The sequence below is a fragment of the Bradyrhizobium sp. ARR65 genome, from assembly GCF_000472385.1.
GTDB lineage: Bacteria > Pseudomonadota > Alphaproteobacteria > Rhizobiales > Xanthobacteraceae > Bradyrhizobium.
The window spans coordinates 1-22,620 of record NZ_AWZU01000015.1; the positions used below are offsets into that span (position 1 = coordinate 1).

Below are 22,620 nucleotides of genomic sequence, written 5' to 3' on the forward strand. Positions count from 1 at the left end.
ATCTCGAGATCGGCAGCGACCACGCGCTGGCCGAGCGCGACGTCGTGGCGAACCAGCGCATCCACGGACTCGACGATCATGCGCTCGGCGAGGCCGCCCATCTCCGCAACCAGACGGGTCAGCTCCTGCAGGTCACTGTCGAACGCCTTGGCTGTATGTTCGGAACCCATATTCGTTCTCCTCAGCCGAAGCGGCCGGTGATGTAGTCCTGGGTGCGGCGGTCACCCGGCGACGTGAAGATCTTGCTGGTGTCGTCGAACTCGATCAGCTCGCCGAGATACATGAAGGCGGTCTTGTCGGAGACGCGCGCCGCCTGCTGCATGTTATGGGTGACGATGGCGATAGTGTAGTTCTCGGACAATTCCTGGATCAGCTCCTCGACCTTGGCGGTCGAGATCGGGTCCAGTGCCGAGCAGGGCTCGTCGAAGAGGATGACTTCCGGGCGCACCGCCACGGTGCGGGCGATGCAGAGCCGCTGCTGCTGGCCGCCGGAGAGGCTGAGGCCGGAGGCGTTCAGCTTGTCCTTGACCTCGTTCCACAGCGCCCCGCCGCGCAGCGCCTTCTCGACGCGGTCGTCCATCTCGGACTTCGGCAGCTTCTCGTAAAGGCGGATACCGAAGGCGATGTTCTCGTAGATGGTCATCGGGAACGGCGTCGGCTTCTGGAACACCATGCCGACGCGCGCCCGCAACAGATTGAGATCAAGCTTCGGATCGAGAATGTCGGTATCGTCGAGCTTCAGTTCACCGACGGCGCGCTGTCCCGGATAGAGATCGTACATCCGGTTGAAGATACGCAGCAGCGTGGACTTGCCGCAGCCGGACGGGCCGATGAAGGCGGTGACTCGGTTGGTGCCGAGCGTCAGATTGATGTTCTTCAGCGCGTGATGTTCGCCGTAGTAGAAGTTGAGATTGCGCGCAGTCACCTTCGCCGGAGCCTCCGGCAGATGCCCAGACGCAGCGGGATTGCCCTTGGTACTCACGGATACGGACAGATCGTTCATTTTGCGCTCCTCTCGGCGCCAAGGATGCGCGCGCCAATGTTCAACGCGAGCACGGTCAGGGTGATCAGCAGCGCGCCGCTCCAGGCGAGCTGCTTCCAATAGTCGTAGGGGCTCTGCACGAAGTTGTTGATGGTCACCGGCAGGTTGGCCATGGTCTTGGTCAGGTCGAGGCTGAAAAACTGGTTCGACAGCGCGGTGAACAGGAGTGGCGCGGTTTCGCCGGCGACGCGCGCGGTCGCCAGCAGCACGCCGGTGATGAGCCCTGAGCGCGCGGCGCGATAGGCGATCTTCTTGATCACGAGCGAGCGCGGCAGGCCGAGCGCGGATGCCGCCTCGCGCAGCGGGTTGGGCACGAGCAGCAGCATGTCCTCGGTGGTGCGCAGCACCACCGGGATGACGATCACCGCGAGCGCGAGCGCGCCCGCGATCGCCGAAAAGCCGCCCATCGGCACCACCACCGCGCCATAGATGAACAGACCGATGATGATCGAGGGGGCGGAAAGCAGAATATCGTTGATGAAGCGGATGACCGAGGTCAGGCGGTCATGCCGGCCGTATTCGGCGAGATAGGTACCCGCGAACAGACCGAGCGGGGCGCCGATGCCCACCCCGATCACGGTCATAATGACCGAGCCGACGATGGCATTGAGCAGGCCGCCGGAGGTCGAGCCGGGCGGCGGCGTACTCTGGGTGAAGACCTGGAGGTTGAGCCCGGTCACGCCATTGTAGAACAGCGTGATCAGGATCAGCGCCAGCCAGGTGACGCCGAACAGCGCCGCGGCGAAGCAAAGCGCTCGAACAGTGATATCGCGGCGGCGGCGGCGTGCGTAAATCGGATTGATGACGTCACCCATGTTATTTCCCCGCCTTCTTTTCCAGGCGCAGCAGCATGAGCCGCGCGGCCGCAAGCACGAAGAAGGTCAGCACGAACAGAAGAAGGCCGAGCAGGATCAGGGCGGACTGATGCAGCCCGTCGCTCTCGGCGAATTCGGAGGCGATCGCCGCCGAGATCGTGGTGCCCGGCGCAAAGATCGACGTGGAGATACGGAAGGAATTGCCGATGATGAAGGTGACCGCCATGGTTTCGCCCAGCGCGCGGCCGAGCGCCAGCATCACGCCGCCAATGACCCCGACCCGCGTATAGGGGATCACCACATTGCGCACCACTTCCCAGGTGGTGCAGCCGACGCCGTAGGCAGCCTCTTTCAGGACCGGCGGCACGGTCTTGAACACGTCAACCGAGATCGCGGTGATGAACGGCAGCACCATGATCGCCAGGATCAGCGACGCATTGAACAGCGAAAGATAGGACGGCGGCCCGGCGAAGATCGCGCCCAGCACGGGAACCGAACCGAACGTGTCGATCATGAACGGCTGGAACGTGTAGGCCAGGAACGGGCCCAGCACGAAGAAGCCCCACATGCCGTAGATGATCGAGGGAATGCCGGCCAGCAGTTCGATAGCGATGCCGATCGGCCGTCGCAGCCATTGCGGGCAAAGCTCGGTGAGGAAGATTGCAATTCCTAGCCCGACGGGGATTGCGATCAGCATCGCGATGAACGAGGTGACCAGCGTGCCGTACATCGGCGAGAGCGCGCCGAGGATCGGCGGATCGGCCGAGGGCGCCCAGCGCTCCGTCCACAGGAACGGGGCGCCATATTCCTTGATTGCGGGCCAGGCGCCGACAACCAGCGAGATGATGATGCCGCCGAGGATCAGCAGCACCGAAATCGCGCTCAGGCGCGTGATCCAGTAGAAAGTGACATCGCCCACCTTGAAAGCGCTGAGCGCCTTGGCGCGATCGTAAGGTCCGGCGGCTTCGAGTACGTCGCTCACGTCGGTTTCAACGGCCATCTCTGCCACGCCAATCCCCTAAATTTTTGCTGCGCGATCCCAGGCGCATTCGCAAGAACCCGCGCAGACCTTCTTGCCTGCCTCCCCCCGGAGGAAGCGGCCCACGGCGCAGCTTCAATGCGCCTCAAGGCCTTACAATCGATTTGGTTCTTCGTAACGGAAGCCCCGAACCCTCCCCCGTGGCGGGGGAGGGAAGAGACTTCGCCTTGCGTCAGGGGCTTTAGCTCTTGATCTCGGACGACCAGGTCTTCTCGATCTGCTTGATCACCGACTCCGGCATCGGGATGTAGTCGAGCTCTTCAGCCATCTTGGCGCCCTTCTCGAACGAGAACTTGAAGAACTTGAGCGCGTCCTGGGTGGCCGCCTTGTCCGCCGCATCCTTGTGGAGCAGGATGAAGGTCGAGGCCACGATCGGCCAGGACTTCTCGCCGGGCTGGTCGGTCAGGATCAGGTAATAACCCGGAGCATGCGCCCAGTCGGCGTTGGAAGCGGCCGCCTGGAAGCCTTCGTTGGTCGGCTGCACCGGCTTGCCGGCCTTGTTGACCAACCCGGTGTAGGTCAGCTTGTTCTGCTTGGCGTAGGCATATTCGACATAGCCGATCGAGTTCTTGGTCTGGCCGACATTGGCCGACACACCCTCGTTGCCCTTGGCGCCGACGCCCGCCGGCCATTCGACGACGGTACCGGAGCCGATCTTGGATTTCCAATCCGCGCTCACCTTTGCAAGATAATCGGTGAAGTTGAAGGTCGTGCCCGAAGCGTCCGAACGATGCACGACCGAAATCGCCGCCGAGGGAAGGCTGACCTTCGGATTGAGCTTCTTGATCGCCGGATCGTCCCACTTGGTGATCTTGCCCTGGAAGATGTCGGCCAGGGTCTGGCCATCGAGCATGATGTCGCCGGGCTTGACGCCGTCGATGTTCACCACCGGAACGATCGCACCCATGATCATCGGCCACTGGGCAAGCCCATCCTTCTCGAGCTGATCCGACTTCAGCGGAGCGTCGGTGGCACCGAAGGTCACGGTCTTGGCCTGGACCTGCTTGATGCCGGCGCCCGATCCGATCGACTGGTAGTTCACCACACCGCCGGTCTCCTTCTTGTAGGCATCAGCCCACTTGGACAGCACCGGGTAGATGAAGCTGGACCCCGCGCCGGTGATATCGGCCGCGTAGGCCGACGTCGATGCGGCGACGAGGCCGGCAGCGACGATCGCTTTAACGAAATTCATGCTGGTCTCCCTGTTGTGAGCGAAGCGCCGCTTAGCGCCCGATCGCGCTCACGGCCGCCCCTTTAAGAGCGGTCGGTACCGCTTTTACGACAGTTGGATGACAGTTGGATGACAGAGTAAGCTGTTGATTTTTCTCAGCTTTGTGTCGAATGGGCGCTCTTTGGCTGAGGAAAACAGGCGGTGAAAGTCGCCCCGTTTTTGGGCACGCTCTCGATCAAAAGCCGGCCGCGATGGCGGTTAAGAATATGTTTGACGAGCGACAGCCCAAGCCCGGTTCCGCCCTGGGAGCGGCTGTCGCCGACATCCACCCGGTAGAAGCGCTCGGTCAGCCGCGGCAGATGCTCGGGGGCGATGCCGGGACCGAAATCGCGCACCATGACGCGAATTTCGGGCGTCCCCTCGCCCGTTGTGGCCCAGCTCAAGGAGACGATGACCTTGCCGCCGGAGGCGCCATATTTCAGCGCGTTCTCAATGAGGTTTTCGAACAGCCGGAGCAGCTCCTCACGGTCGCCCGCGATCATCACGAGCGTCTCGGGCAGGTTGATCTCGACCACCACCTGGCGCTCGCGCGCCAAGGGCTCGAGCCCGTCGGCGACCTGCCGGATGATGGGGACGAGATCGACCAGGGTGTCGGGCCGCACATGGGCCGACAGTTCGACGCGCGACAGCGACAACAGATCGTCGATCAGCCGCGCCATGCGCGTGGCCTGCGCATGCATGATGGCGAGAAAGCGGTCGCGCGCTTTCGGGTCGTCCTTGGCCGGCCCCTGCAGCGTGTCGATGAACCCGGACAGGGCGGCCAGCGGCGTGCGCAATTCATGGCTGGCATTGGCGACGAAATCGGCGCGCATCTCCTCGACCCGGCGCAACGGCGTCTGGTCATGGAACGTCATCAGCATGCATTTCTCGGTGCCCCCGAAGGCGGTGGGCACCGGCACCGGCGTGATCATCAGTTCCATCCAGCGATCCACGGGGACGTGGTCCAGATAGGTCGCCCGCCGCGGCTCCGTGGTCGCGATGGCCTCGCGCAGCGCGGTGATGATCTCGGGCGAGCGCAGCGCGAACTGCGCGAGCTCGTTCTTGCGCAGCGCCGGTGCAAGCTGGGCCGCGGCAGCATTGAGATGGATGACGCGGCCGGCGCGGTCGAGCAGCACCGCAGGGTCCGGCATCCCGGCGACCACGGCGGCAACCGCCGGCGCCTCGACGGGGACTGTGCCGCCTCTGTCCTCCCGCGAGATCGCTGCATGGTGCAGCCGCCAGGGCACGAGCGCGGCCGCCGCCATGAGAGCGAAGACCACGCCGGCGCGCAGCGGCGACAGCTCCCCCAAGGCGACCAGCACCGACAGCGCGAGACCTGCCACCAGAAGCACGATGGCCGAATGGCGCAAACGATCAGGCCAGGGTGAAAAGAAGGAGGAGGATGAAGGAGGCGCTTCGACTGCCATCGGCAAGGCTTCTCCGTTTGGGTCCTCGTTAGGCTCCGCTATCGCCACGCTCTCTCACATAGGCTGCCTCGCGCGGGGGTCCCGCCTCCAGGCGAGCCTCCAGACCACGCGCGGCTGCCTGACGCAGGCGCTTCGACCGGGCTCCCAGGATAAGCTCCCGAAACGTCAACAAGATTACAGATATGACAAATGGCGCAATATAATAGAGCAGGCGGAACAGCAGCATGCCGGCCAGGAGGTCTTCGCGATCCATCTGCCAGAGGCCGACCAGCATGGCGGCATCGAACACCCCGAGCCCCCCGGGGGAATGGCTGGCGAAGCCCAAAAGCGTGGCCGAGACGAAGATCACCGCAACCACGATGAAACCGAGATTGGGCTCGTCGGGTACCAGCACGTACATGGCGAGCGCGCAGAACGAGAGATCGACGATCCCGATTGCGATCTGCAACAGCGTCAGCGAACCCCCCGGCAGCACCACCGTCCATGGACCCCGGCCGACGGCGCGTGGCTGGGTCGAAACCCAGACCACATAGCCGACCAGGGCGCAGATGATCGCAATCGCGAACGTGCGGTTCAGCCAGGGCGGCAACTGGTCGATATTGGCGGCCGCCTCCGGGTGATAAGCGATGCCTAGTCCCAGCACCGCGGCATTACCCAGCCAGAAGGTCAGGCCGGCCAGAAAGCAGATCTTGGCGACATCGATCGCATTCAGCCCCCAGGCGGAATAGATGCGATAGCGCACCGCGCCGCCCGTGAAGACGCTGGCTCCGACATTGTGACCGATCGAATAGCTGGTGAAGCCCGCAAGCGCATTGATGCGGTAGGGAATGCTGCGGTGGCCGATCGCGCGTACCGCGAACAGATCGTAGAAGGTCAGCGTGAAATAACCGGCGGCGACGAACAGCGCGGCCAGCGCAATCTGCCGCGGCTCGGTATCCCTGATGGCCTCCATGACGTCATCGACATCGATCCCGCGCAGCATGTGGTAGAGCACATAGCACGCGATCCCGATGACCGTGACGCTGATCGCAACTCCCAGCCTGTGCAGGATTTGCTTCTGGCGCAGAAACGAGATCGTCCTGCGTATGGCTTCCAGCATCTAAACCTCGAACAGGATGGCGCAGCACCGGCTTCCGGCCGAGCCGGCATCGAGCGCCGCGTCTCGTTAGAGCGCGATCACTTTTGGTCATCCCGCTCTAATTTTGGGTTGAGCATGATCCTACCGGAAAACCGATACCAACTTTGCGCTAATGTAGCCCTTTCGGGTCCGGATCGTACTTCCGCAGAGTTGGTAGCGCGTTTTGGCGCGGAGTGAAATCGGCACGGTGAATAAAAACTCGCTGTTTCAATATTTTAGGAGAGATTAATGACGGCACAATGCACAGTTTCGCTGCATTCCTTCCACCTGCGGCGCTGGACCCGCAAGAATCCGGTGGCAAGGATGCGGCATATTGACCGCAATATCCTAGCCCAGAGGGCGCAACGGCCGTTTCAGGCACGATCCAGATACCCGCTCGCATGGGCTTTGGCGGGGTCCTCAAAAATCGCCATCGCGGTTGTCATGCGCCGAAAGCCGAACTGTTCGTAGAAGGCTTCCTTGCCCGGTACGGCGTAGAGGATGATCTTCTTGTGACCGGCCGCGAGCCGCACCAGGCGGGCGACAATCTCCTTGCCGAGACCGTGCCCCTGATGGCTCGGCGCCACCGCGATGTCGCAGAGATAGGCGCAATCCCGTCCGTCCGCCAAGGCGCGGCCGGCGCCGACGAGGCAGCCGGATTCGAAGGCGAACACGCGAAACATGCTGTTGGTGAAGACGAGCTTGAGATCGGCCGGTGGCTTGTCGCCAAGGGGCGCCGCGCGATAGAGCGCCGAGAGCTCGTCCCAATCAAGGCGAGCGAGGTCGTCGGTCCAGGTGAGTGGCCCTGCCATGGCGTTCACGCGGCCTGTCTGGTGGCGAACGACGCCGCTTCGATCCCCGCGATCCAGCCCGCCACCGAGCGACCGATTGCCTCCGGATGGTCCTCCTGCAGGAAGTGCCGGCCCGGCCCTAACGGCACCAAGGCACAGTTCTGCAGCGAAGCGGCAAAAGCGGCTCCATACGCCGGCGATACGAGGGCACCGGGCTCGCCGACGAAGAGCAGCTTTGGATAGGTGGAGGCCGCGAGCACCGCATGGGCCGATCCCAACATCTCCCAGACGTCCGCCGGCTCGCCCTCGATCGGCAATTGGCGTGGGAAAGCAAGTGTCGGGCGCCGGCTCTCGGGCGTCGGGAACGGCGCGCGGTAGGCCGCCATCTCCTCATCGCTCAATCGGCGCAACATCCCGCCCGGCAGCACGCGCTCGACGAAGGCATTGGCTTGCAGGATCATCGCCTCGCCCTCGCCTGCCGTTCTGAATTTGCGGAAGATCTGTTCGCGCACGCCGTGCGTGGGGTCAAAATCGGCCCAGCCTGGCATCGGGCGGATGAACTCCATGAAGGCGAGCCCGCGGACGAAGTCCGGCCGGCGCGCGGCAAGATGAAACGCGAGCGCCGTGCCCCAATCCTGCGCCACCAGGTAGGCGGAGCCGATCCCGAGCTTGTCGATGAGCGCGTCCAGATAGCGCACATGCTCGACGAACCGATAGGCGATGTCGGGCTTGCCGGATTGGCCGAAGCCGATCAGGTCGGGCGCGATGCAATGCGCGACCGGGGCCACCAGCGGCAGGATGTTGCGCCAGATGAAAGATGAGGTGGGATTGCCGTGCAGGAACAGCGCGACGGGCGCACCCCTCTCGCCGGCCTCCCGGTAGGTCATTTCCGAATCGAGCACGGAGAGCTTGGGCAAGGTCATGTCAAACTTGGTCGTATCGGAGTTCATGGCGACGGCTCCTTGAACACGGTTTGGAAGACGATCCGTTTGAAGCGTTCGAGCGGCGCGGCGGTGCGCTCCACTTTCATCCGCAGCATTGCACCCTGCCAGGACGCGAGCAGAAATTCGGCGAGTTCGACCGGCTCGAAATGCGAAACGATCTCGCCGGCTTTCTGTGCCTCGGCGATGCAGGCGGCGAAGGGAGCGCGCCATTCCTGAAAGATCTGCGCAAGCTGCGTGCGCAACAGTTCACTCGCAGCTGACGCCTCCAGGCTGAGATCGCCGATCAGGCAGCCGCGGTTGAAGTCGTCGCGCTCCAGCCTGCCGATGATGATGTCGAGATAACGCCGCAAGCGCTGGCGCGGCGTCAGCGAGACGTCTTCGAGCGCCGCGGCCACCAGGGTCCGCGTCTGTGCGAAATAGCGGTCGAGCACCTCGGAAGCGAATGCCTCTTTGGAACGGAAATGATTGGTGAAGGAGCCCTGCGGCGCGCCTGCTGCCGCGGTGATGTCGCGCACGCTGGTGCCGTTGTAGCCGGTGCGGAACATCACCTTCAGGCCGGCGTCGAGGATAGCATCCCGGAGCGAGGGTTTTGGCATACGCGTATAATACGTACGTACGTATTGTCGTCAAGCGCGCCGATCGACCTCCGGAAGGAAGCCTTGGCGTTACCCTTCCCTTCGAAGGCAATCGCATTCGCGAGATCGGATGTTGCGCCGATGCGTCCGCATCGCCATGGCCCGGCTTTACCCGCCTGCGGGGCCGAAGCCCCATCGGCGAGGCGAAGGCCCGGCCATGCACGCCTCTTTCCAGGCTGGAAACAAGACGTGGATGCCCGGCATAAGGCCGGGCATGACGAGTTCGCGGTCTGACCGACCCGGACAGGCACAGCGAACCTGCAGCGCGATCCGCATACGTGCGATAGCCCAGCCCACAAGGGGGAGGGTGGGATCGCGCCTTACACCGGCGGCATCGTTCGCCGGACGACCCAGTCGCGGAGCTGCGAGCCGATGGCGCAGCCGACCAGGTAGGGCACGAACATCAGCAGCAAAAGGTCGAGCCAATAACCGAAGCGGCCGGGAACGATGCGGGTGAGCGCGAGTGCAACGAGGATGGCCGCAAGCACTGAGAGGATCAGCATCCAGCGGCTGGAGACCGGGCGGACGCGGCTCACCACGGCGATCCAGCCCATGCCAAGGCCGAGAAGCAGCGAGGCGAGCAGCCACCCCCAATGAAAGGCGATCAGGTAAGCCATCGGCCTATCTCACCAGAAACTCGATGCGGCGGTTTTGCGCCCGGCCATCATCGGTGTCGTTGGAGGCAATCGGCTGACTGCTGCCATAACCGGTGGCGGTGAACCGGTCGGCCGGCAGCCCGGCCTTGACGAAATAATCCAGCACGGCCTGCGCTCGCCTTTCCGAGAGCGCCTGGTTGGCGGCATCCTCGCCGTCGGAATCGGTATGTCCGGCGATCTCGATATTGGCGTTCGGGCAGCGCAGCGCGGTTTCGATCAGGTGATCGAGCAGGCCGGCGGAATCCGAATCGATCGTGGCGCGCCCGGTCAGGAAGCGGACCTTGGCCTTGGACAGGAGATCGTTGAACAACTGCTGGCAGACCGTGGCATCTACCGGCGCGGAGGCGGGCTTGACCGAAATATCCGCCTTGACCTGGAAATCCCTCGGGAAATCCTTCGGCAAGCCGGCCTTGATCTGGGCGGCGGCGGCTTCATAGAGCGCGTCGCCCGAGATCTTCACCTCGCGATCGGAAACCACCAGCGTGCCGGTGGAAAGGCGCGACAGCACGCCGAGCGCGGGGATCGCGGCGTTGACGAATCCGGAAGGTGCGCCGACGCTTGTCTTGAGGTTGTCGACCACCTTCTCGCTGAAGAATTTCCGCGACGCCGAACCGAGAATTGCGGCATGGACGTTCTCGTCGGGCACATAGCCGGAAAGGGTCAGGGTGACCGCAACCGGGTCCTTGTTGGCCTGGAACACGTAAGGAGGCGCCCTGACGTCGTTGGCGCTCACGGAGAAACCCTGCGGCAGATTCCTCAACGCCGCCGCGATCGCCTCCCTGCCGCCGAGCTCGCGGGCCATGCCGGACAGCGTCACGCCTGAATCCGAGATCGCGACCTTGCCGTCTTTCAGCTTGCTGATCTGGCCGATCAGAAGCACCGCCGCGTCCTCGAAATGCGCTGGTGCCCCGCGCGCGAGATTCATCTGATCTGATATCTCGATGCCCTTCACTTCGTCGCGCGCCACATCCATCAGCTTGGCCCGCACCGCGGGCAACGGTGCGTTGCCGGCCAGCGTGATCCTGGCCACCTCGCGCTGGGCCGACCAGACGAAGGGTTTTGCTTCCGGCACCAGGCGGCTCTCGTCATTGACCAGCCGCACGCCCGGCACGGTTTCCACAGCGATCAGGGCGCCATGGCGGCCGTCTTCCGAAAACGCGTCGGCAGCGAATGTGACGTCGCGGCCGTCGACGGAAATCCGCGTCTTGTCGAGCACGATATCCTTGACCGCGGCCGCACTTTTTCCGCCGAGGTCCGCCTCGACGGACGCAGTATTATTCCAGGCGGCAATCGCCCAAAACAAGACGAGCGGCACGACGCCCGGCCACCATTTGCCGCTCCACCTGAAAAGTCCGCGCATTCGAGATCCCACAGAGTCCGGGAAACAGAGAGAAATCAAACCGTTGCAGGGCTGTCAAACCGGAAATCGAACCCGCATAGGAGGACTGCGGCGAATGGTCCGGCTAATAGTTTGTTCAGCGGTTCTTCGCTAACGTCCGAAAACACATTGCAACCGGCCAGTCATCATTATTAATGAAGCAGTTCCGCAATAGCATGATCCGCGCCGGCCTCGGCGCGCTCTATTTCAGCGGGATGCATCATTTGCTGCGGCCGATCTTTTCCGGCGTCGGCGCCATTTTCATGCTGCATCATGTGCGGCCACCGCGCGAGAGCGAATTTGCGCCCAACCGCCATCTCGAAGTTGCGCCCGAATTCCTGCGCGCGATGCTGGCGCACCTCCATTCGCGAGCCATCGATATCATTCCGATCGACGAGGCGCATGAGCGCCTGGCGTGCCGGAACTTTTCCCACCGCTTCGCCTGTTTCAGTTTCGACGACGGCTATCGCGACAACCGTGATTTCGCGCTTCCCGTGATGCGCGAGTTCAACGCCCCGTTCACGATTTATGTCACGAGCGATTTCGCCGAAGGCTGCGGGCGTCTGTGGTGGATCGCGCTGGAAATGGTGCTCGCGAAGGCCTCCTCGGTCGAGGTGACGATCGAGGGCACGCCGACCCGATTCGATGCCGAGACCGCGCCCGCCAAGCAGGCCGCGTTCGACCGGCTGCATGACTGGCTGCGCAGCCTCGCCGAGCCGGAGTTGCGGCGCGAGATCGAAGCGCTCTGCGCGCGCCACGGTGTCGACGACGCGGCGATTTGCCGCGATCTCTGCATGTCCTGGGACGAGTTGAAAGAACTCGCGCAGGATCCGCTGGTGACGATCGGGGCTCACTCCATCACCCACTGCAATCTCGCCAAGCAAAGCGAGACGGTGGCCGGATACGAGCTGAGCGCGAGCCGCGCCAGAATCGAAAGCGTGCTCGAGCGCCCGGTCCTGCATCTCGCCTATCCCTATGGCGACAAGATCGCCGCAGGCCCGCGCGAGTTCGCGCTGGCGCGCGGCGCCGGCTACAGGACCGCGGTGACGACCCGGCCGGGCATGATCTTTCCGGAAAGCGCCGATCATCTCACCGCGCTGCCGCGTATCTCGCTCAACGGCAATTACCAGGACGCGCGGATCTTGCCGGTGCTGACCTCAGGCGCCGCCACCGCGATGTGGAACGGCTTTCGCCGCATCGATGCGGCCTAGGCTTCATTGTCGCAGCCAATATGCTCCTGTCGTCCCGGCGAAAGGGGCTTTCCTTGACTCAAACCACCTCCCGCACGCAGAAGAAGGAAGACCAATGGGAGGGCACCATGCTCAAGGATCTATTTTCGCTCGCCGGCCGCATCGCGCTGGTAACCGGCGGCTCGCGCGGCATCGGCAAGATGATTGCGGCGGGTCTTCTCGCCCAGGATGCAGCGAAGGTCTACATCACCGCGCGCAAGGCGGGGCCCTGCGAAGCGACCGCACAGGAACTCTCGGCGCAGTTTGCCGGAGAATGCATCGCGCTGCCGATCGATATCTCCACGCTTGCAGGCATCGACATGCTAGCCGCCGAGATCAAGAAGCGCGAACCCAAACTCGACATTCTCGTCAACAATGCCGGCGCAGCCTGGGGGGCGGATTTTGATGAATTCCCGGAAAGCGGCTGGGACAAGGTGATGAATCTCAATCTCAAGACGCCGTTCTTTCTCACCAAGGCGCTCGCCGCGCCCTTGCGCGCGGCCGCAATCCGCGAGCGCCCCGCCAAGGTCATCAACATCGCTTCCATCGACGGCATCTTCGTCAATCCGCTGGAGACATATTCCTACGCCGCGAGCAAGGCCGGGCTGATCCATCTGACCCGTCGGATGGCGGTGAAGCTGATCAAGGACCATGTCGTGGTCACGGCAATTGCACCGGGGCCGTTCGCATCCGACTTGAACCGCGCCGCGCGCGATCATGAAGGAGAGGTCGCAAGGCGGGTGCCCGCCGGACGCATCGGCACGGATGAGGACATGGCGGGAGCTGCGATCTATCTCGCCTCGCGCGCCGGCGATTATGTGGTGGGGACCACGCTCACGGTGGACGGCGGCGTGGCATTCGCCAGCGCGGGCATCAAGGGTAGCGGCTGGGATGGTTGAGCTGTAACCGCATCGACGGCACGCTCCCTCGCCCACGCTCAGCCGTCATGCCCTGCGCAGGCGGGGCATCCAGTAACCATCAGCGCCCGTTATAAATTGACGGCGGTGGTTACTGGATCACCCGCTTTCGCGGGTGATGACAAAACCCTCACGACTCGATCTTCACATACTCGAAATCGCCCGGCTTGTTGTCGATGCCGACCTTTGGCGGCGAAATCCACGGCGCGAACTGGCCGATTTCGGTGACCGGCTGCATCAGCGAGACGATGAAGTCGCCATCGCTTTGCGACGGCAGCCATTCGTCCTTGCGCTTGTTCCAGGTGGTATCGTCGATCAGCACGCCGTCCGGCGTCGCGTGCACGTCCTTGAACTCGCCGATGGCGCGGTGGAAAGCGGTGTGCGGCAGCGACAGCTTGTAGTCGTAGCCGGCGGTCGAGATCACCTTGTTCCAGCGAAGCATTCCCTTGACGCAGTCCTGGGTGTAGTCATCGCGCAGCCGCATGTTGAGCGCGGTCAGCGCCGGCTCGTCGACCCGCTTGATCTCGCCGTCGATGAGCTTCAGCACAGGATAGGTCGCGTTCTTCAGCTGATGGTCGTCGTCGATCTGCGTCTCGTGGTAGCGACCCTTGATACCGGCGTTGAAGGCGTTCGCCGCGTTGGTCGAGACCTCCGAGCCGAACAGGTCGAGGGAGAGCGAATAATGCAGGTTCAGCTTTTTCTGGATGGTCGGCAGGTCGATCACGCCTAACGCCCGCACCTTGTTGATGTCGGTCGGATCGTCGATGCCGGCGGCCTTCATGGCATCGCAGGTGCGTTGCACGACTCGGGTGATGCCGGTCTCGCCGACGAACATGTGATGCGCCTCTTCGGTCAGCATGAAGCGGCAGGTGCGCGACAAGGGATCGAAGCCGGATTGCGCGAGGCTGTGCAGCTGCATCTTGCCGTCACGGTCGGTGAAATAGGTGAACATAAAGAAGGACAACCAGTCCGGCGTCTTCTCGTTGAAGGCGCCCAGCATGCGCGGTGAATCCGCATCGCCCGAACGCCGCCGCAACAACTCGTCCGCCTCCTCGCGGCCGTCGCGGCCGAAATATTTCTGCAACAGATAGACCATCGCCCAGAGATGGCGGCCTTCCTCGACATTGACCTGGAACAGATTGCGCATGTCGTAGAGCGAGGGTGCGGTCTTGCCCAGATGACGCTGCTGCTCGACGGACGCGGGCTCGGTGTCGCCCTGGATCACGATCAGACGGCGCAGCATGGCACGGTGTTCGCCCGGCACTTCCTGCCAGGCCGGCTCGCCATAACGCTCGCCGAAGGGAATCTTCCGGTTCTCTTCCTGCGGCGCGAGCAGAATGCCCCAGCGATAGTCGGGCATTTTCACATAGTCGAACTTGGCCCAGCCGCGCGGATCGACCGAATAGGCGGTGCGCAAGTAGACCAGCGACTGCTGGAAGCCGTCCGGCCCCATGTCGTGCCACCAGTCGATATAGCCGGGATGCCAACCCTCGAGTGCTTTGAGCACCTGGCGGTCCGCCGCGAGATTCACGTTGTTTGGAATCTTGGTGGAGTAATCGACGTTCATGACGTTCATGTTCATGGCGTGCTCCCTAAACTCTCGTCATATCGAACCGCGGCTTCTGGCCGCTGCCATAGCGCCGCAACGCGCCCTCCTCGCCGACCGCATTGGGACGCTGGAAGATCCAGTTCTGCCAGGCAGTCAGGCGCGCGAAGATTTTGGATTCCATGGTTTCAGGTCCGACGAAGCGCAAATTCGCTTCCATGCCGGTGAGGCTGTCGGGCGAGAAGCTCGCGCGCTCCTCCAGGAACACGCGGATCTCATCGTCCCAATCGATGTCGTCGAGGGCGAAGGTGACGAGGCCGAGCTCTTCGGCCTGCTCGGCGTCGAGCGCCTCGCCGATCCTTTCGCGCACACGTGTCAGATCGGACGGATCAGCCTGGAAGCGCGATTCCAGCCGCGTCAATCCGTGGCTCATGGGATAGGGACCGAAATTGAGCGCGGTCAATTGCAGCACCGGGGCGGGGCGGTTGTCGCCCTCGCGCGAGCCGATCAGCATGTAGGAGCGGTCTGCGGCGAACACGAGTTCAGCAAGCGTGCCGACAAAGCAGGAGCCGGGCTCGACCAGGGCCACCAGCGTGCGCGAGGTGACGTCGATGCGCTTCAAGACGCGCTTCCAGAAATGCCTGATCTCGTTGACCAGCCAATGCGCCTTGTTGGTCTCGAGAAAAGCATCGTAAGCCTGCACACTGGCGGGATCGCCGTGCGACTTGAAGACGATGAGCGCGATCTCGAGCTCGTTGACGCGTAGATGCAGGATCGCATCATCGATCTCGCGCGCGACCTGCAGCGGCCAGAACGAAGCGCCTTGCGCGAGCATGCCGTCAATATCCGCGGGCGGAGCCGCATCAGGAGCCTGGATCGAAATGGTGGCGATGCGCGCAGGCCGATCGACATCCACGGCGACGAAACCGTAGCGGATAGTGTTGTCGTCGATGCTGCGCTTGAGCGGCGTCAGCGCGACGCCCTTACCATCGCCTCTACGCGGTGAGGCTTCGGCAAACTCCTTGGCACGTTCCGCGATCTTGGCTTCCAGCTTGCTGTTGGGCGCGATCTCGTCAACGAGCCGCCATGCGACTGCACGCTTGCCCTTGATGCCTTCTTCGATGGTGCAGAAGAAATCGGCGTGGTCGCGGCGCACCTTGCGCTTGTCGACGACGCGAGTGAGCCCGCCGGTGCCAGGCAGCACCGCCAGCAAGGGCACTTCCGGCAGCGCCACCGAGGACGAGCCGTCATCGGCGAGGATGATGTGATCGGTCGCGAGCGCAAGCTCATAGCCGCCGCCGGCCGCGGTGCCGTTCACCACCGCGATGTAGCGCTGGCCGGAATTCTCCGAGGAGTCCTCCATGCCGTTGCGCGTCTCATTGGTGAATTTGCAGAAGTTCACCTTGTGCGCGTGGGTGGCGCCGGCGAGCATGCGGATATTGGCGCCGGCGCAGAACACGCGGTTCTTGGCCGAGCGCAGCACCACGACCTTCACTTGCGGGTGCTCGAAACGCAGCCGCTGCACGGCATCGGCAAGCTCGATATCGACGCCGAGATCGTAGGAATTGAGCTTGAGCTGGTAGCCCTCGAACAGGCCGCCTTCCTCGTCGACGTCCATGGTCAGCGTCGCGACGTCGCCGTTCACGTCCAGCTTCCAGTGCCGGTAGCGGGAGGGATCGGTCTGGAAATCGATGTATTTCGCGCCGCTCGCGAGAACGCGGTCTTCCCCGGCCATGAGCCACCCTTTGCAGAATTATCAGGTGTTATCGTTATATGCACTATAATGCATGAAACTGAAAAAGTCTAGCTCGCACGGCCAGAATATGCATTTTCCTTCATCTGAGTGACTGCGGATTATCCGCCCGTCCAAGGCAAGGCGTTAGGCGGCCTGCCCCCGCGAGCGCGCCTCCGGCCGCAAGACCGCCTTGGCAAATTCCGAGATCGCACTGAGCGTCGGCCCCAGTGCTTCGCGGTGCGGCGAATGTCCGGCGCCTTCGAGGAGCGTCACCTCGACCGGGCAGTAGCATTCCTCTTGCGCAATCTCGATCTGCCGGATGGTGCCGTACTGGTCGGCTTCGCCCTGCACGATCGCTATGGGCACGCGAATATAGGCGAGATAGTCCGAGATATCCCAGTTGCGGAATTTCGGATCGAGCCAGGCGCCGTTCCAACCGTAGAAGGCGTTGTCGACGTCCTTGTGCCAGCGCGCCAGTTTTGTCCTCAGTTCGGTCGTCTCATAGGCCGCCCTGATCTCGGCGATGGAGGCGACCGAAATGTCCTCCACGATGAAATGCGGCGCGATCAGCGCGAGCCCTGACAGACGGTGATCCTGCAGGCCGCCGGCATAGATCGCCGCGATCGAAGCGCCGTCGGAATGGCCGACGAGGAGCCCGCGGCGAAAGCCGAATTGCTCCAGTAGCTTCGGCAGGACCTCCAGCGCTTCGCGCTGCATGTAGTCGAGCGGACGCGGCAAGCTGACCGGCGATGAGGCGCCATAGCCCGCGCGCGAATAGACGAACACGCCTGCGCCGGTCGCGGCCTGCAGACTTTCCGGAAAATCGCCCCACAGCGCGGCGGAGCCGAGACCTTCATGCAGCATGACGATGGTTGGCGCTTGATCGGGCGCAGGGCCGATCATGCGGTATTCGAGCTCGGAATCGCCGATACGCAGGAAGCCTGAGGGTTGAAGGGTCATTCCGTCACTCACTCTCACTCCGTCATTCCGGACAGCTCGCAAGCGAGCTGATCCGGAATCTCGAGATTGTCGTATGCCGCGCCAGATTCCGGGTTCGATGCTTCGCATCGCCCCGGAATGACGAGACAACTATGAAGCGCGTTCGCGCAGCTTGAACCTTTGAATCTTCCCCGTCGCCGTCTTGGGCAGGCTCTCCACCACCTCGATCCAGCGCGGATACTTCCACGCCCCGATCTTCTGCTTCACGTGCTCCTTGAGCACCTCGTCCAATCTGTCGCGCGCCGCATCGGCGCGGAGCACGATGAAGGCCTTGGGCTTCAGCAGTCCCTCCGGATCAGCCTCGGGCACAACGGCCGCTTCGAGCACGGCGGGATGGGTGATCAGCGCGCTTTCGACCTCGAACGGAGAGACCCAGATGCCGGAGACCTTGAACATGTCATCCGAGCGGCCACAGAAGGTGTAACGGCCCTCCGCATCGCGAATGTATTTGTCGCCGGTGCGCGTCCAATAGCCTTCGAAGGTGCAGCGGCTCTTATGACGCTGATTCCAGTAGCCCTCGCCGGCGGACGGCGCGTGAACCAGCATCTCGCCGACCTCGCCATCGGCAACGTCCTCTCCGGCTTCATTGACCAGTCGCACCTTGTAGCCGGGCACCGGGCGGCCGGATGAGCCGTATTTGATGTCGCCGGGCGCGTTGGAGAGAAAGATGTGCAGCAGCTCGGTCGAGCCGACGCCGTCGAGAATGTCGACGTTAAAGCGCGCACGCCAGGCATTGCCGACAGATTCGGGCAGCGCCTCGCCGGCGGACGTGCAGACGCGCAAGCGGCTGCCGCAATGCTCCTGTTTCAGCGACTCATCGTTGAGCATCGACGCGAACAGCGTCGGAACGCCGTAGAAGATGGTCGGGTTGTACTTGTTCATCAGCCTGAACATCAGCGCCGGCGTCGGCCGCTCAGGATTGAGGACGGTGGTGGCGCCGACCGACAGCGGAAAGGTCAGCGCGTTGCCGAGGCCATAGGCGAAGAACAGTTTTGCCGCCGACAGGCAGACATCGTCCTCGCGAATGCCGAGCACCTGCCTTGCATAGGTGTTCGCGGTGGCCTCCAGATTGGCGTGCAGGTGCCGCACGCCCTTAGGGCTCCCGGTCGAGCCGGAGGAATAGAGCCAGAACGCCGGCTCGTCCGCATGGGTGGCGACCGTGGCGAAGCTGTCGCTTTCGCGCGCCAGCTCTTCCGCAAGCTTCTTGTGGCCGAACGCATTGTTGCCGCAGACGACCACATGCTCCAGGTCCGGCATGCGGCCGACGATATCCTTCACCACGGGATAGAGCGCCTCGGAGACGAACAGCACGCGCGCACGGCAATCCGCCAGCACATAGGCATATTGCTCGGCCGTCAGTAGCGTGTTGAGCGGCACCGGCACCACGCCGGCCCGCAACGCGCCAAGAAACACGATCGGGAAATGGACCGTATCCAGCATGATCATGGCGACGCGCTCTTCGCGGCGCACGGAAAGCCGGCGCAAGAGGTTGGCGAGCTTGCGCGTCTGCCGCTGCAATTCGCCGTAGGTCAACTCCGAAATGGTGTCGGTATAGGCGAGCTTGTTGCCGCGCCCTTGCTCGACGTTGCGGTCGAGCAAAAAACTCACTGCATTGTAGGAACCGTTCGAATCAGACGAACTAGACCCAGAGCTGGTGTCGTGTTCTGAGGCGGCCAAGCGTGCCATGACGTCCCTCCCCGGCCTTGAATTATAATGCATAGAGAAAGCCACCCGCCGCGCTTGCTGTCAATCCTTATCGGCACTATCCTTCCTGAGTTGCGGTCCCAGTCCGACGATGAGTGACGAATCCGATCCGGAGAAAGCCTTCCTCGAACAGCTCGGTCAGCGCGTGCGCACCATGCGCGCGCTGCGCGGGATGTCGCGCAAGGTGCTCGCCAAGGTTTCAGGAATTTCGGAGCGCTATATCGCCCAGCTTGAAAGCGGCAAGGGCAATGTCTCGATCGTGCTGTTGCGCCGCGTTTCCAACGCCATGGGCGCGCATTTGGAGGACCTGATTCCCTCGGCCGATCCGGCGCCGGACTGGCAGGTGATCCGCGATCTCCTGCGCAAAGCTTCGCCGGGCCAAATCGCACAGGCGAAGGACGTGCTCACCGGCGGCAGCGGCGCGGCGCACCGGCCGTCATTCTCCGGCATCGCACTGATCGGCCTGCGCGGCGCCGGTAAATCGACCCTCGGCAGGATGCTCGCAAAAAAGATCGGCTGGAATTTTGTCGAGCTGAACAAGGAGATCGAGCGCGAGAACGGCCTGTCGGTGGCCGAGATCATCGCGCTCTACGGCCAGGAAGGCTTTCGACGCCTGGAGCAGACCGCGCTTCAGCACCTGCTCGCGCGCGGCGAGCCGATGGTGCTGGCGACCGGCGGCGGCATCGTTTCGGAGCCCCTGACGTTCGACCTCATCCTGTCGTCCTTCTACACGGTCTGGCTGAAGGCCGAGCCGGAAGAGCATATGGGCCGCGTGCGCAAGCAGGGTGATCTGCGCCCCATGGCCGACGATCGCTCGGCCATGGCGGAGTTGCGCAACATCTTGCGGAGCCGCGAGCCGCTCTACGCGCGCGCCGCCGCCGTGGTCGACACCGCAGGGCTCTCCGTCGACGCCGCGGCGGCGAAGCTGATCGACACCGTACGTCCCGTGCTGCAGAACCAGGCCCGCGCGTTCGGGCTGCAAACGGTTGCGGTGTAGCAGAATGCTGCGCTTGCATCACAACAACTGCGAGCGCACCGACTCCGCGCCTTCGCGCAGCAGCGGCAGGAAACGCTCGATCATCTCGTTGGTCGAGATACGATCGACATGCGCGCCGATGTTGATCGCGGCGATGATGACGTTGTCGTAGCGGCGCACGGGGACCGAGATCGAGCGGAAATGCGGCTCGGCCTCGCGGTCGACTAGCGAATAACCTTGCGCGCGGTCCCTGATGATCGACGCCAGCACGCGATCGGGATCAGTGACGGTCTGCGGCGTCATCACCTGGCGCGGCATTGCGCGGAGCTTGGCGGCGAGTTCATCGTCGCCGAACTGGCCGAGCATCGCGCGCCCCACTGAAGTGCAGAACGCCGGCAGGCGATAGCCGATATCGATGCCGCCGGAAAACACCCGCGTCGGGCTCGAGCGCGCGATGAACACGACCTCATTACGATCGAGCACGGCGAGCGAGCTGATCTCCTGCGCGCTGCTCGCGACGCGGTCTAGCACCGGCTGCAACACGGTCGCGAGCTGGCTGGAGCGCAAATACGAGGCGGCCAAGGTCAGGACATGCGGCGTCAGCGTGAAGAGCTTGCCGTCGGAGGCGACATAGCCGCCGCGCTCCAGCGTGAAGAGAATGCGGCGGGCGGTGGCGCGCGGCAGTTCGGCGGAGCGGGCAAGATCGCTCAAGGTCATCGGCTCACGTGAAGCGGCAAAGCCCTGCAGCAGGCGCAGGCCACGATCCAGACTCTCGACAAAGTCGGTGGCGCGCTCCTCCCGGCTCTCGCGCTTCAGCTTCGGCATGATTCTCGATCTCTCCGTGCTGCCAAAAAGAGCTTGCTGCCCTTCAGATTCATGGCATAATTTGACCATTCGTTCAATAGGCGAACAAAACGAACTATAAGCCCGCCAAGCCGTGAGAGGTGACGCGCCATGATGAGCCAGGAGCAGAACGACCTGATCACCCGCATCGGGCCAAAAGACCCCTGTGGCAGACTGATGCGGAAGTACTGGCAACCGGCGGCCTTGGTGGACGAACTGCAGGGCGCGCGCCCCGTACGCCCGGTCAAACTGCTCGGCGAAAACCTGGTGCTGTTTCGCGACGAGCACGGCCGCTACGGCCTGATCGAGCGCCATTGTGCCCATCGCGGCGCCGATCTCGCCTTCGGCCGGCTCGAGCACGGCGGCTTGCGCTGCGCGTTCCATGGCTGGCTGTTCGATGTGTCAGGCCAATGCCTGGAAACGCCGGCCGAGCCGAAGGGCTCCAATCTCTGCAGGAACATCAGGCAGCGCGCTTATGCCGTGGTGGAGAAGAGCGGCATTCTCTGGGCTTATCTCGGCGAAGGTGAACCGCCGGCCTTTGCCGAGATCGACTGCTTCGTCGCGCCCGAGAGCCACACCTTCGCGTTCAAGGGCCATATGAACTGCAATTGGCTGCAGGCGCTGGAAGTCGGCATCGATCCGAGCCACGCCTCCTATCTACACCGCTTCTTCGAGGACGAGGACACCTCGACCGCTTACGGCAAGCAATTCCGCGGCGCATCCGCCGGCAGCGACATGCCGATGACAAAGATCCTGCGCGAATATGATCGTCCGATCATCAATGTCGAACAGACCGAATACGGTCTGCGCCTGATCGCGCTGCGCGAGCTCGATGCAGAGCGCACGCATGTGCGCGTCACCAACCAGCTTTTCCCGCATGGCTTCGTCATTCCCATGAGCACGGAGATGACGATCACGCAGTGGCACGTGCCGATCGATGACGAGAACTGCTACTGGTATGCGATCTTCACCTCCTACACGACGCCGGTCGACAAGAAGAAGATGCGCGAGCAGCGGCTCGAACTTTATGAGCTGCCGGACTACAAATCGCGCAAGAACAAGTCGAACGACTACGGCTTCGATGCGCAGGAGCAGTTGCGTTCGACCTATACCGGCATGGGCGCCGACATCAACGTGCACGACCAGTGGGCGGTGGAATCGATGGGACCGATCCAGGACCGCACCAAGGAGCATCTCGGCCAGAGCGATAAGGCGATCGTGCAATATCGCCGCCTGCTGCGGCAGGAGATCGAAAAGGTCGCCTCCGGCGAGCCGCCGATGCTGTTCCTGGACGCGAGCAACGCGCGTAGCATCCAGGGGCCTGCGACCATGGACGGCATCGGGCCGACCCAGGGCTGGGAGACGTTCTGGATGGAAGTCGATGTGAAACGGCGCCGCGGCGCGCCATGGGTGGCGCCGGTGCCGGAGGAGATCGCGGCGAAGGTTCACCTCTCGGCGGCGGAGTGAAAATGCCTCCCCCGTCAATTGCGAGCGAAGCGAAGCAATCCAGAAATCCATCCGCGGAGAAATTCTGGGTTACTTCGTCGCTTTGCTCCTCGCAATGCAATGACGGCATGCGTGGCGGCATTCATTGCTTCGCATCAACCACCAAAGGAG

The 22,620-nt window shown here is 63.2% G+C and carries 20 protein-coding genes and 1 pseudogene; 4 read left to right on the plus strand and 17 right to left on the minus strand.

The window, feature by feature from the left end; genetic code table 11:
• From F758_RS44180 to F758_RS0117840, 12 genes and pseudogenes are all read right to left on the minus strand, one after another.
• Nucleotides 1-170, minus strand: a pseudogene (locus F758_RS44180) (phosphate signaling complex protein PhoU); the annotation flags it as partial.
• Nucleotides 171-181: 11 nt separating this feature from the next.
• Entirely contained in the window at nucleotides 182-1,003 is an 822-nt protein-coding gene (gene pstB, locus F758_RS0117790; RefSeq protein ID WP_024509126.1) for a phosphate ABC transporter ATP-binding protein PstB, read from the minus strand.
• Complete coding sequence (gene pstA, locus F758_RS0117795) at nucleotides 1,000-1,845, minus strand: phosphate ABC transporter permease PstA (protein ID WP_157450058.1); 846 nt, start codon at nucleotides 1,843-1,845, stop codon at nucleotides 1,000-1,002. The genes pstB and pstA overlap by 4 nt, the downstream gene beginning before the upstream one ends.
• A 13-nt stretch (nucleotides 1,846-1,858) precedes the next feature.
• Nucleotides 1,859-2,857, minus strand: a complete 999-nt coding sequence (gene pstC, locus F758_RS0117800; RefSeq protein WP_035722373.1) for a phosphate ABC transporter permease subunit PstC — start codon at nucleotides 2,855-2,857, stop codon at nucleotides 1,859-1,861.
• A 220-nt stretch (nucleotides 2,858-3,077) separates the two neighbouring features.
• Complete coding sequence (gene pstS, locus F758_RS0117805) at nucleotides 3,078-4,088, minus strand: phosphate ABC transporter substrate-binding protein PstS (RefSeq protein WP_024509129.1); 1,011 nt, start codon at nucleotides 4,086-4,088, stop codon at nucleotides 3,078-3,080.
• A gap of 134 nt (nucleotides 4,089-4,222) precedes the next feature.
• Nucleotides 4,223-5,533 carry an ATP-binding protein gene (locus F758_RS0117810; RefSeq protein ID WP_024509130.1) on the minus strand — a complete coding sequence of 437 codons (1,311 nt, stop codon included), beginning with the start codon at nucleotides 5,531-5,533 and terminating at the stop codon, nucleotides 4,223-4,225.
• A 28-nt stretch (nucleotides 5,534-5,561) separates the two neighbouring features.
• Nucleotides 5,562-6,632 carry a lysylphosphatidylglycerol synthase domain-containing protein gene (locus F758_RS0117815; RefSeq protein ID WP_024509131.1) on the minus strand — a complete coding sequence of 357 codons (1,071 nt, stop codon included), beginning with the start codon at nucleotides 6,630-6,632 and terminating at the stop codon, nucleotides 5,562-5,564.
• A 392-nt stretch (nucleotides 6,633-7,024) separates the two neighbouring features.
• A complete protein-coding gene (locus tag F758_RS0117820) occupies nucleotides 7,025-7,462 on the minus strand; it encodes a GNAT family N-acetyltransferase (protein ID WP_024509132.1) in 438 nt (145 codons plus the stop codon).
• A gap of 5 nt (nucleotides 7,463-7,467) precedes the next feature.
• On the minus strand, nucleotides 7,468-8,391 hold the full coding sequence (locus F758_RS0117825; protein WP_024509133.1) for a haloalkane dehalogenase: 924 nt from the start codon (nucleotides 8,389-8,391) through the stop codon (nucleotides 7,468-7,470).
• Nucleotides 8,388-8,981 (minus strand): TetR/AcrR family transcriptional regulator, encoded by a 594-nt coding sequence (locus F758_RS0117830; RefSeq protein ID WP_024509134.1) that lies wholly within the window; start codon nucleotides 8,979-8,981, stop codon nucleotides 8,388-8,390. The genes F758_RS0117825 and F758_RS0117830 overlap by 4 nt, the downstream gene beginning before the upstream one ends.
• A 359-nt stretch (nucleotides 8,982-9,340) precedes the next feature.
• The gene (locus F758_RS0117835; RefSeq protein WP_024509135.1) at nucleotides 9,341-9,637 is read right to left on the minus strand and encodes a hypothetical protein; all 297 of its coding nucleotides are present in this window, start codon (nucleotides 9,635-9,637) and stop codon (nucleotides 9,341-9,343) included.
• Nucleotides 9,638-9,641: 4 nt separating this feature from the next.
• The gene (locus F758_RS0117840) at nucleotides 9,642-11,036 is read right to left on the minus strand and encodes an OmpA family protein (protein ID WP_024509136.1); all 1,395 of its coding nucleotides are present in this window, start codon (nucleotides 11,034-11,036) and stop codon (nucleotides 9,642-9,644) included.
• A 173-nt stretch (nucleotides 11,037-11,209) separates the two neighbouring features.
• Between F758_RS0117840 and F758_RS0117845 the strand changes: the two genes are divergently transcribed.
• Both F758_RS0117845 and F758_RS0117850 read left to right on the plus strand, forming a co-directional pair.
• Nucleotides 11,210-12,265 (plus strand): polysaccharide deacetylase family protein, encoded by a 1,056-nt coding sequence (locus F758_RS0117845; RefSeq protein ID WP_024509137.1) that lies wholly within the window; start codon nucleotides 11,210-11,212, stop codon nucleotides 12,263-12,265.
• A gap of 107 nt (nucleotides 12,266-12,372) precedes the next feature.
• Nucleotides 12,373-13,182: an SDR family oxidoreductase gene (locus F758_RS0117850; protein WP_024509138.1), complete on the plus strand. Its 810-nt coding sequence runs from the start codon at nucleotides 12,373-12,375 to the stop codon at nucleotides 13,180-13,182.
• 148 nt (nucleotides 13,183-13,330) lie between these two features.
• Here the strand turns inward: F758_RS0117850 and boxB are convergent, their stop codons facing one another.
• From boxB to F758_RS0117870, 4 genes are all read right to left on the minus strand, one after another.
• Complete coding sequence (gene boxB, locus F758_RS0117855; RefSeq protein WP_024509139.1) at nucleotides 13,331-14,782, minus strand: benzoyl-CoA 2,3-epoxidase subunit BoxB; 1,452 nt, start codon at nucleotides 14,780-14,782, stop codon at nucleotides 13,331-13,333.
• 10 nt (nucleotides 14,783-14,792) lie between these two features.
• Nucleotides 14,793-16,481: a 2,3-epoxybenzoyl-CoA dihydrolase gene (boxC, locus tag F758_RS0117860; RefSeq protein WP_024509140.1), complete on the minus strand. Its 1,689-nt coding sequence runs from the start codon at nucleotides 16,479-16,481 to the stop codon at nucleotides 14,793-14,795.
• 144 nt (nucleotides 16,482-16,625) lie between these two features.
• Complete coding sequence (locus F758_RS0117865; RefSeq protein ID WP_024509141.1) at nucleotides 16,626-17,441, minus strand: alpha/beta fold hydrolase; 816 nt, start codon at nucleotides 17,439-17,441, stop codon at nucleotides 16,626-16,628.
• A 129-nt stretch (nucleotides 17,442-17,570) separates the two neighbouring features.
• Nucleotides 17,571-19,166, minus strand: coding sequence for a benzoate-CoA ligase family protein (locus F758_RS0117870; RefSeq protein ID WP_051386941.1), 1,596 nt, complete (start codon nucleotides 19,164-19,166; stop codon nucleotides 17,571-17,573).
• A gap of 109 nt (nucleotides 19,167-19,275) precedes the next feature.
• On the opposite strand from F758_RS0117870, the gene F758_RS0117875 reads away from it, so the two are divergent.
• Nucleotides 19,276-20,181 (plus strand): helix-turn-helix transcriptional regulator, encoded by a 906-nt coding sequence (locus tag F758_RS0117875; protein ID WP_024509143.1) that lies wholly within the window; start codon nucleotides 19,276-19,278, stop codon nucleotides 20,179-20,181.
• Nucleotides 20,182-20,199: 18 nt separating this feature from the next.
• On the opposite strand, the gene F758_RS0117880 is transcribed toward F758_RS0117875, so the two are convergent.
• The gene (locus F758_RS0117880) at nucleotides 20,200-20,985 is read right to left on the minus strand and encodes an IclR family transcriptional regulator domain-containing protein (protein WP_024509144.1); all 786 of its coding nucleotides are present in this window, start codon (nucleotides 20,983-20,985) and stop codon (nucleotides 20,200-20,202) included.
• Between the two features lie 129 nt (nucleotides 20,986-21,114).
• On the opposite strand from F758_RS0117880, the gene F758_RS0117885 reads away from it, so the two are divergent.
• On the plus strand, nucleotides 21,115-22,470 hold the full coding sequence (locus F758_RS0117885; RefSeq protein ID WP_024509145.1) for an aromatic ring-hydroxylating dioxygenase subunit alpha: 1,356 nt from the start codon (nucleotides 21,115-21,117) through the stop codon (nucleotides 22,468-22,470).
• Nucleotides 22,471-22,620 lie beyond the last annotated feature (150 nt).

Excerpts from the sequence above, each read along its gene's own strand:
- pstB (WP_024509126.1), bottom strand. The coding sequence starts at position 1,003 with ATGAACGATCTGTCCGTATCCGTGAGTACCAAGGGCAATCCCGCTGCG.
- pstC (WP_035722373.1), bottom strand. The coding sequence starts at position 2,857 with ATGGCCGTTGAAACCGACGTGAGCGACGTACTCGAAGCCGCCGGACCT.
- pstS (WP_024509129.1), bottom strand. The coding sequence starts at position 4,088 with ATGAATTTCGTTAAAGCGATCGTCGCTGCCGGCCTCGTCGCCGCATCG.
- F758_RS0117810 (WP_024509130.1), bottom strand. The coding sequence starts at position 5,533 with ATGGCAGTCGAAGCGCCTCCTTCATCCTCCTCCTTCTTTTCACCCTGG.
- F758_RS0117815 (WP_024509131.1), bottom strand. The coding sequence starts at position 6,632 with ATGCTGGAAGCCATACGCAGGACGATCTCGTTTCTGCGCCAGAAGCAA.
- F758_RS0117820 (WP_024509132.1), bottom strand. The coding sequence starts at position 7,462 with ATGGCAGGGCCACTCACCTGGACCGACGACCTCGCTCGCCTTGATTGG.
- F758_RS0117825 (WP_024509133.1), bottom strand. The coding sequence starts at position 8,391 with ATGAACTCCGATACGACCAAGTTTGACATGACCTTGCCCAAGCTCTCC.
- F758_RS0117830 (WP_024509134.1), bottom strand. The coding sequence starts at position 8,981 with ATGCCAAAACCCTCGCTCCGGGATGCTATCCTCGACGCCGGCCTGAAG.
- F758_RS0117835 (WP_024509135.1), bottom strand. The coding sequence starts at position 9,637 with ATGGCTTACCTGATCGCCTTTCATTGGGGGTGGCTGCTCGCCTCGCTG.
- F758_RS0117840 (WP_024509136.1), bottom strand. The coding sequence starts at position 11,036 with ATGCGCGGACTTTTCAGGTGGAGCGGCAAATGGTGGCCGGGCGTCGTG.
- F758_RS0117845 (WP_024509137.1), top strand. The coding sequence starts at position 11,210 with ATGAAGCAGTTCCGCAATAGCATGATCCGCGCCGGCCTCGGCGCGCTC.
- F758_RS0117850 (WP_024509138.1), top strand. The coding sequence starts at position 12,373 with ATGCTCAAGGATCTATTTTCGCTCGCCGGCCGCATCGCGCTGGTAACC.
- boxB (WP_024509139.1), bottom strand. The coding sequence starts at position 14,782 with ATGAACATGAACGTCATGAACGTCGATTACTCCACCAAGATTCCAAAC.
- boxC (WP_024509140.1), bottom strand. The coding sequence starts at position 16,481 with ATGGCCGGGGAAGACCGCGTTCTCGCGAGCGGCGCGAAATACATCGAT.
- F758_RS0117865 (WP_024509141.1), bottom strand. The coding sequence starts at position 17,441 with ATGACCCTTCAACCCTCAGGCTTCCTGCGTATCGGCGATTCCGAGCTC.
- F758_RS0117870 (WP_051386941.1), bottom strand. The coding sequence starts at position 19,166 with ATGGCACGCTTGGCCGCCTCAGAACACGACACCAGCTCTGGGTCTAGT.
- F758_RS0117875 (WP_024509143.1), top strand. The coding sequence starts at position 19,276 with ATGAGTGACGAATCCGATCCGGAGAAAGCCTTCCTCGAACAGCTCGGT.
- F758_RS0117880 (WP_024509144.1), bottom strand. The coding sequence starts at position 20,985 with ATGCCGAAGCTGAAGCGCGAGAGCCGGGAGGAGCGCGCCACCGACTTT.
- F758_RS0117885 (WP_024509145.1), top strand. The coding sequence starts at position 21,115 with ATGATGAGCCAGGAGCAGAACGACCTGATCACCCGCATCGGGCCAAAA.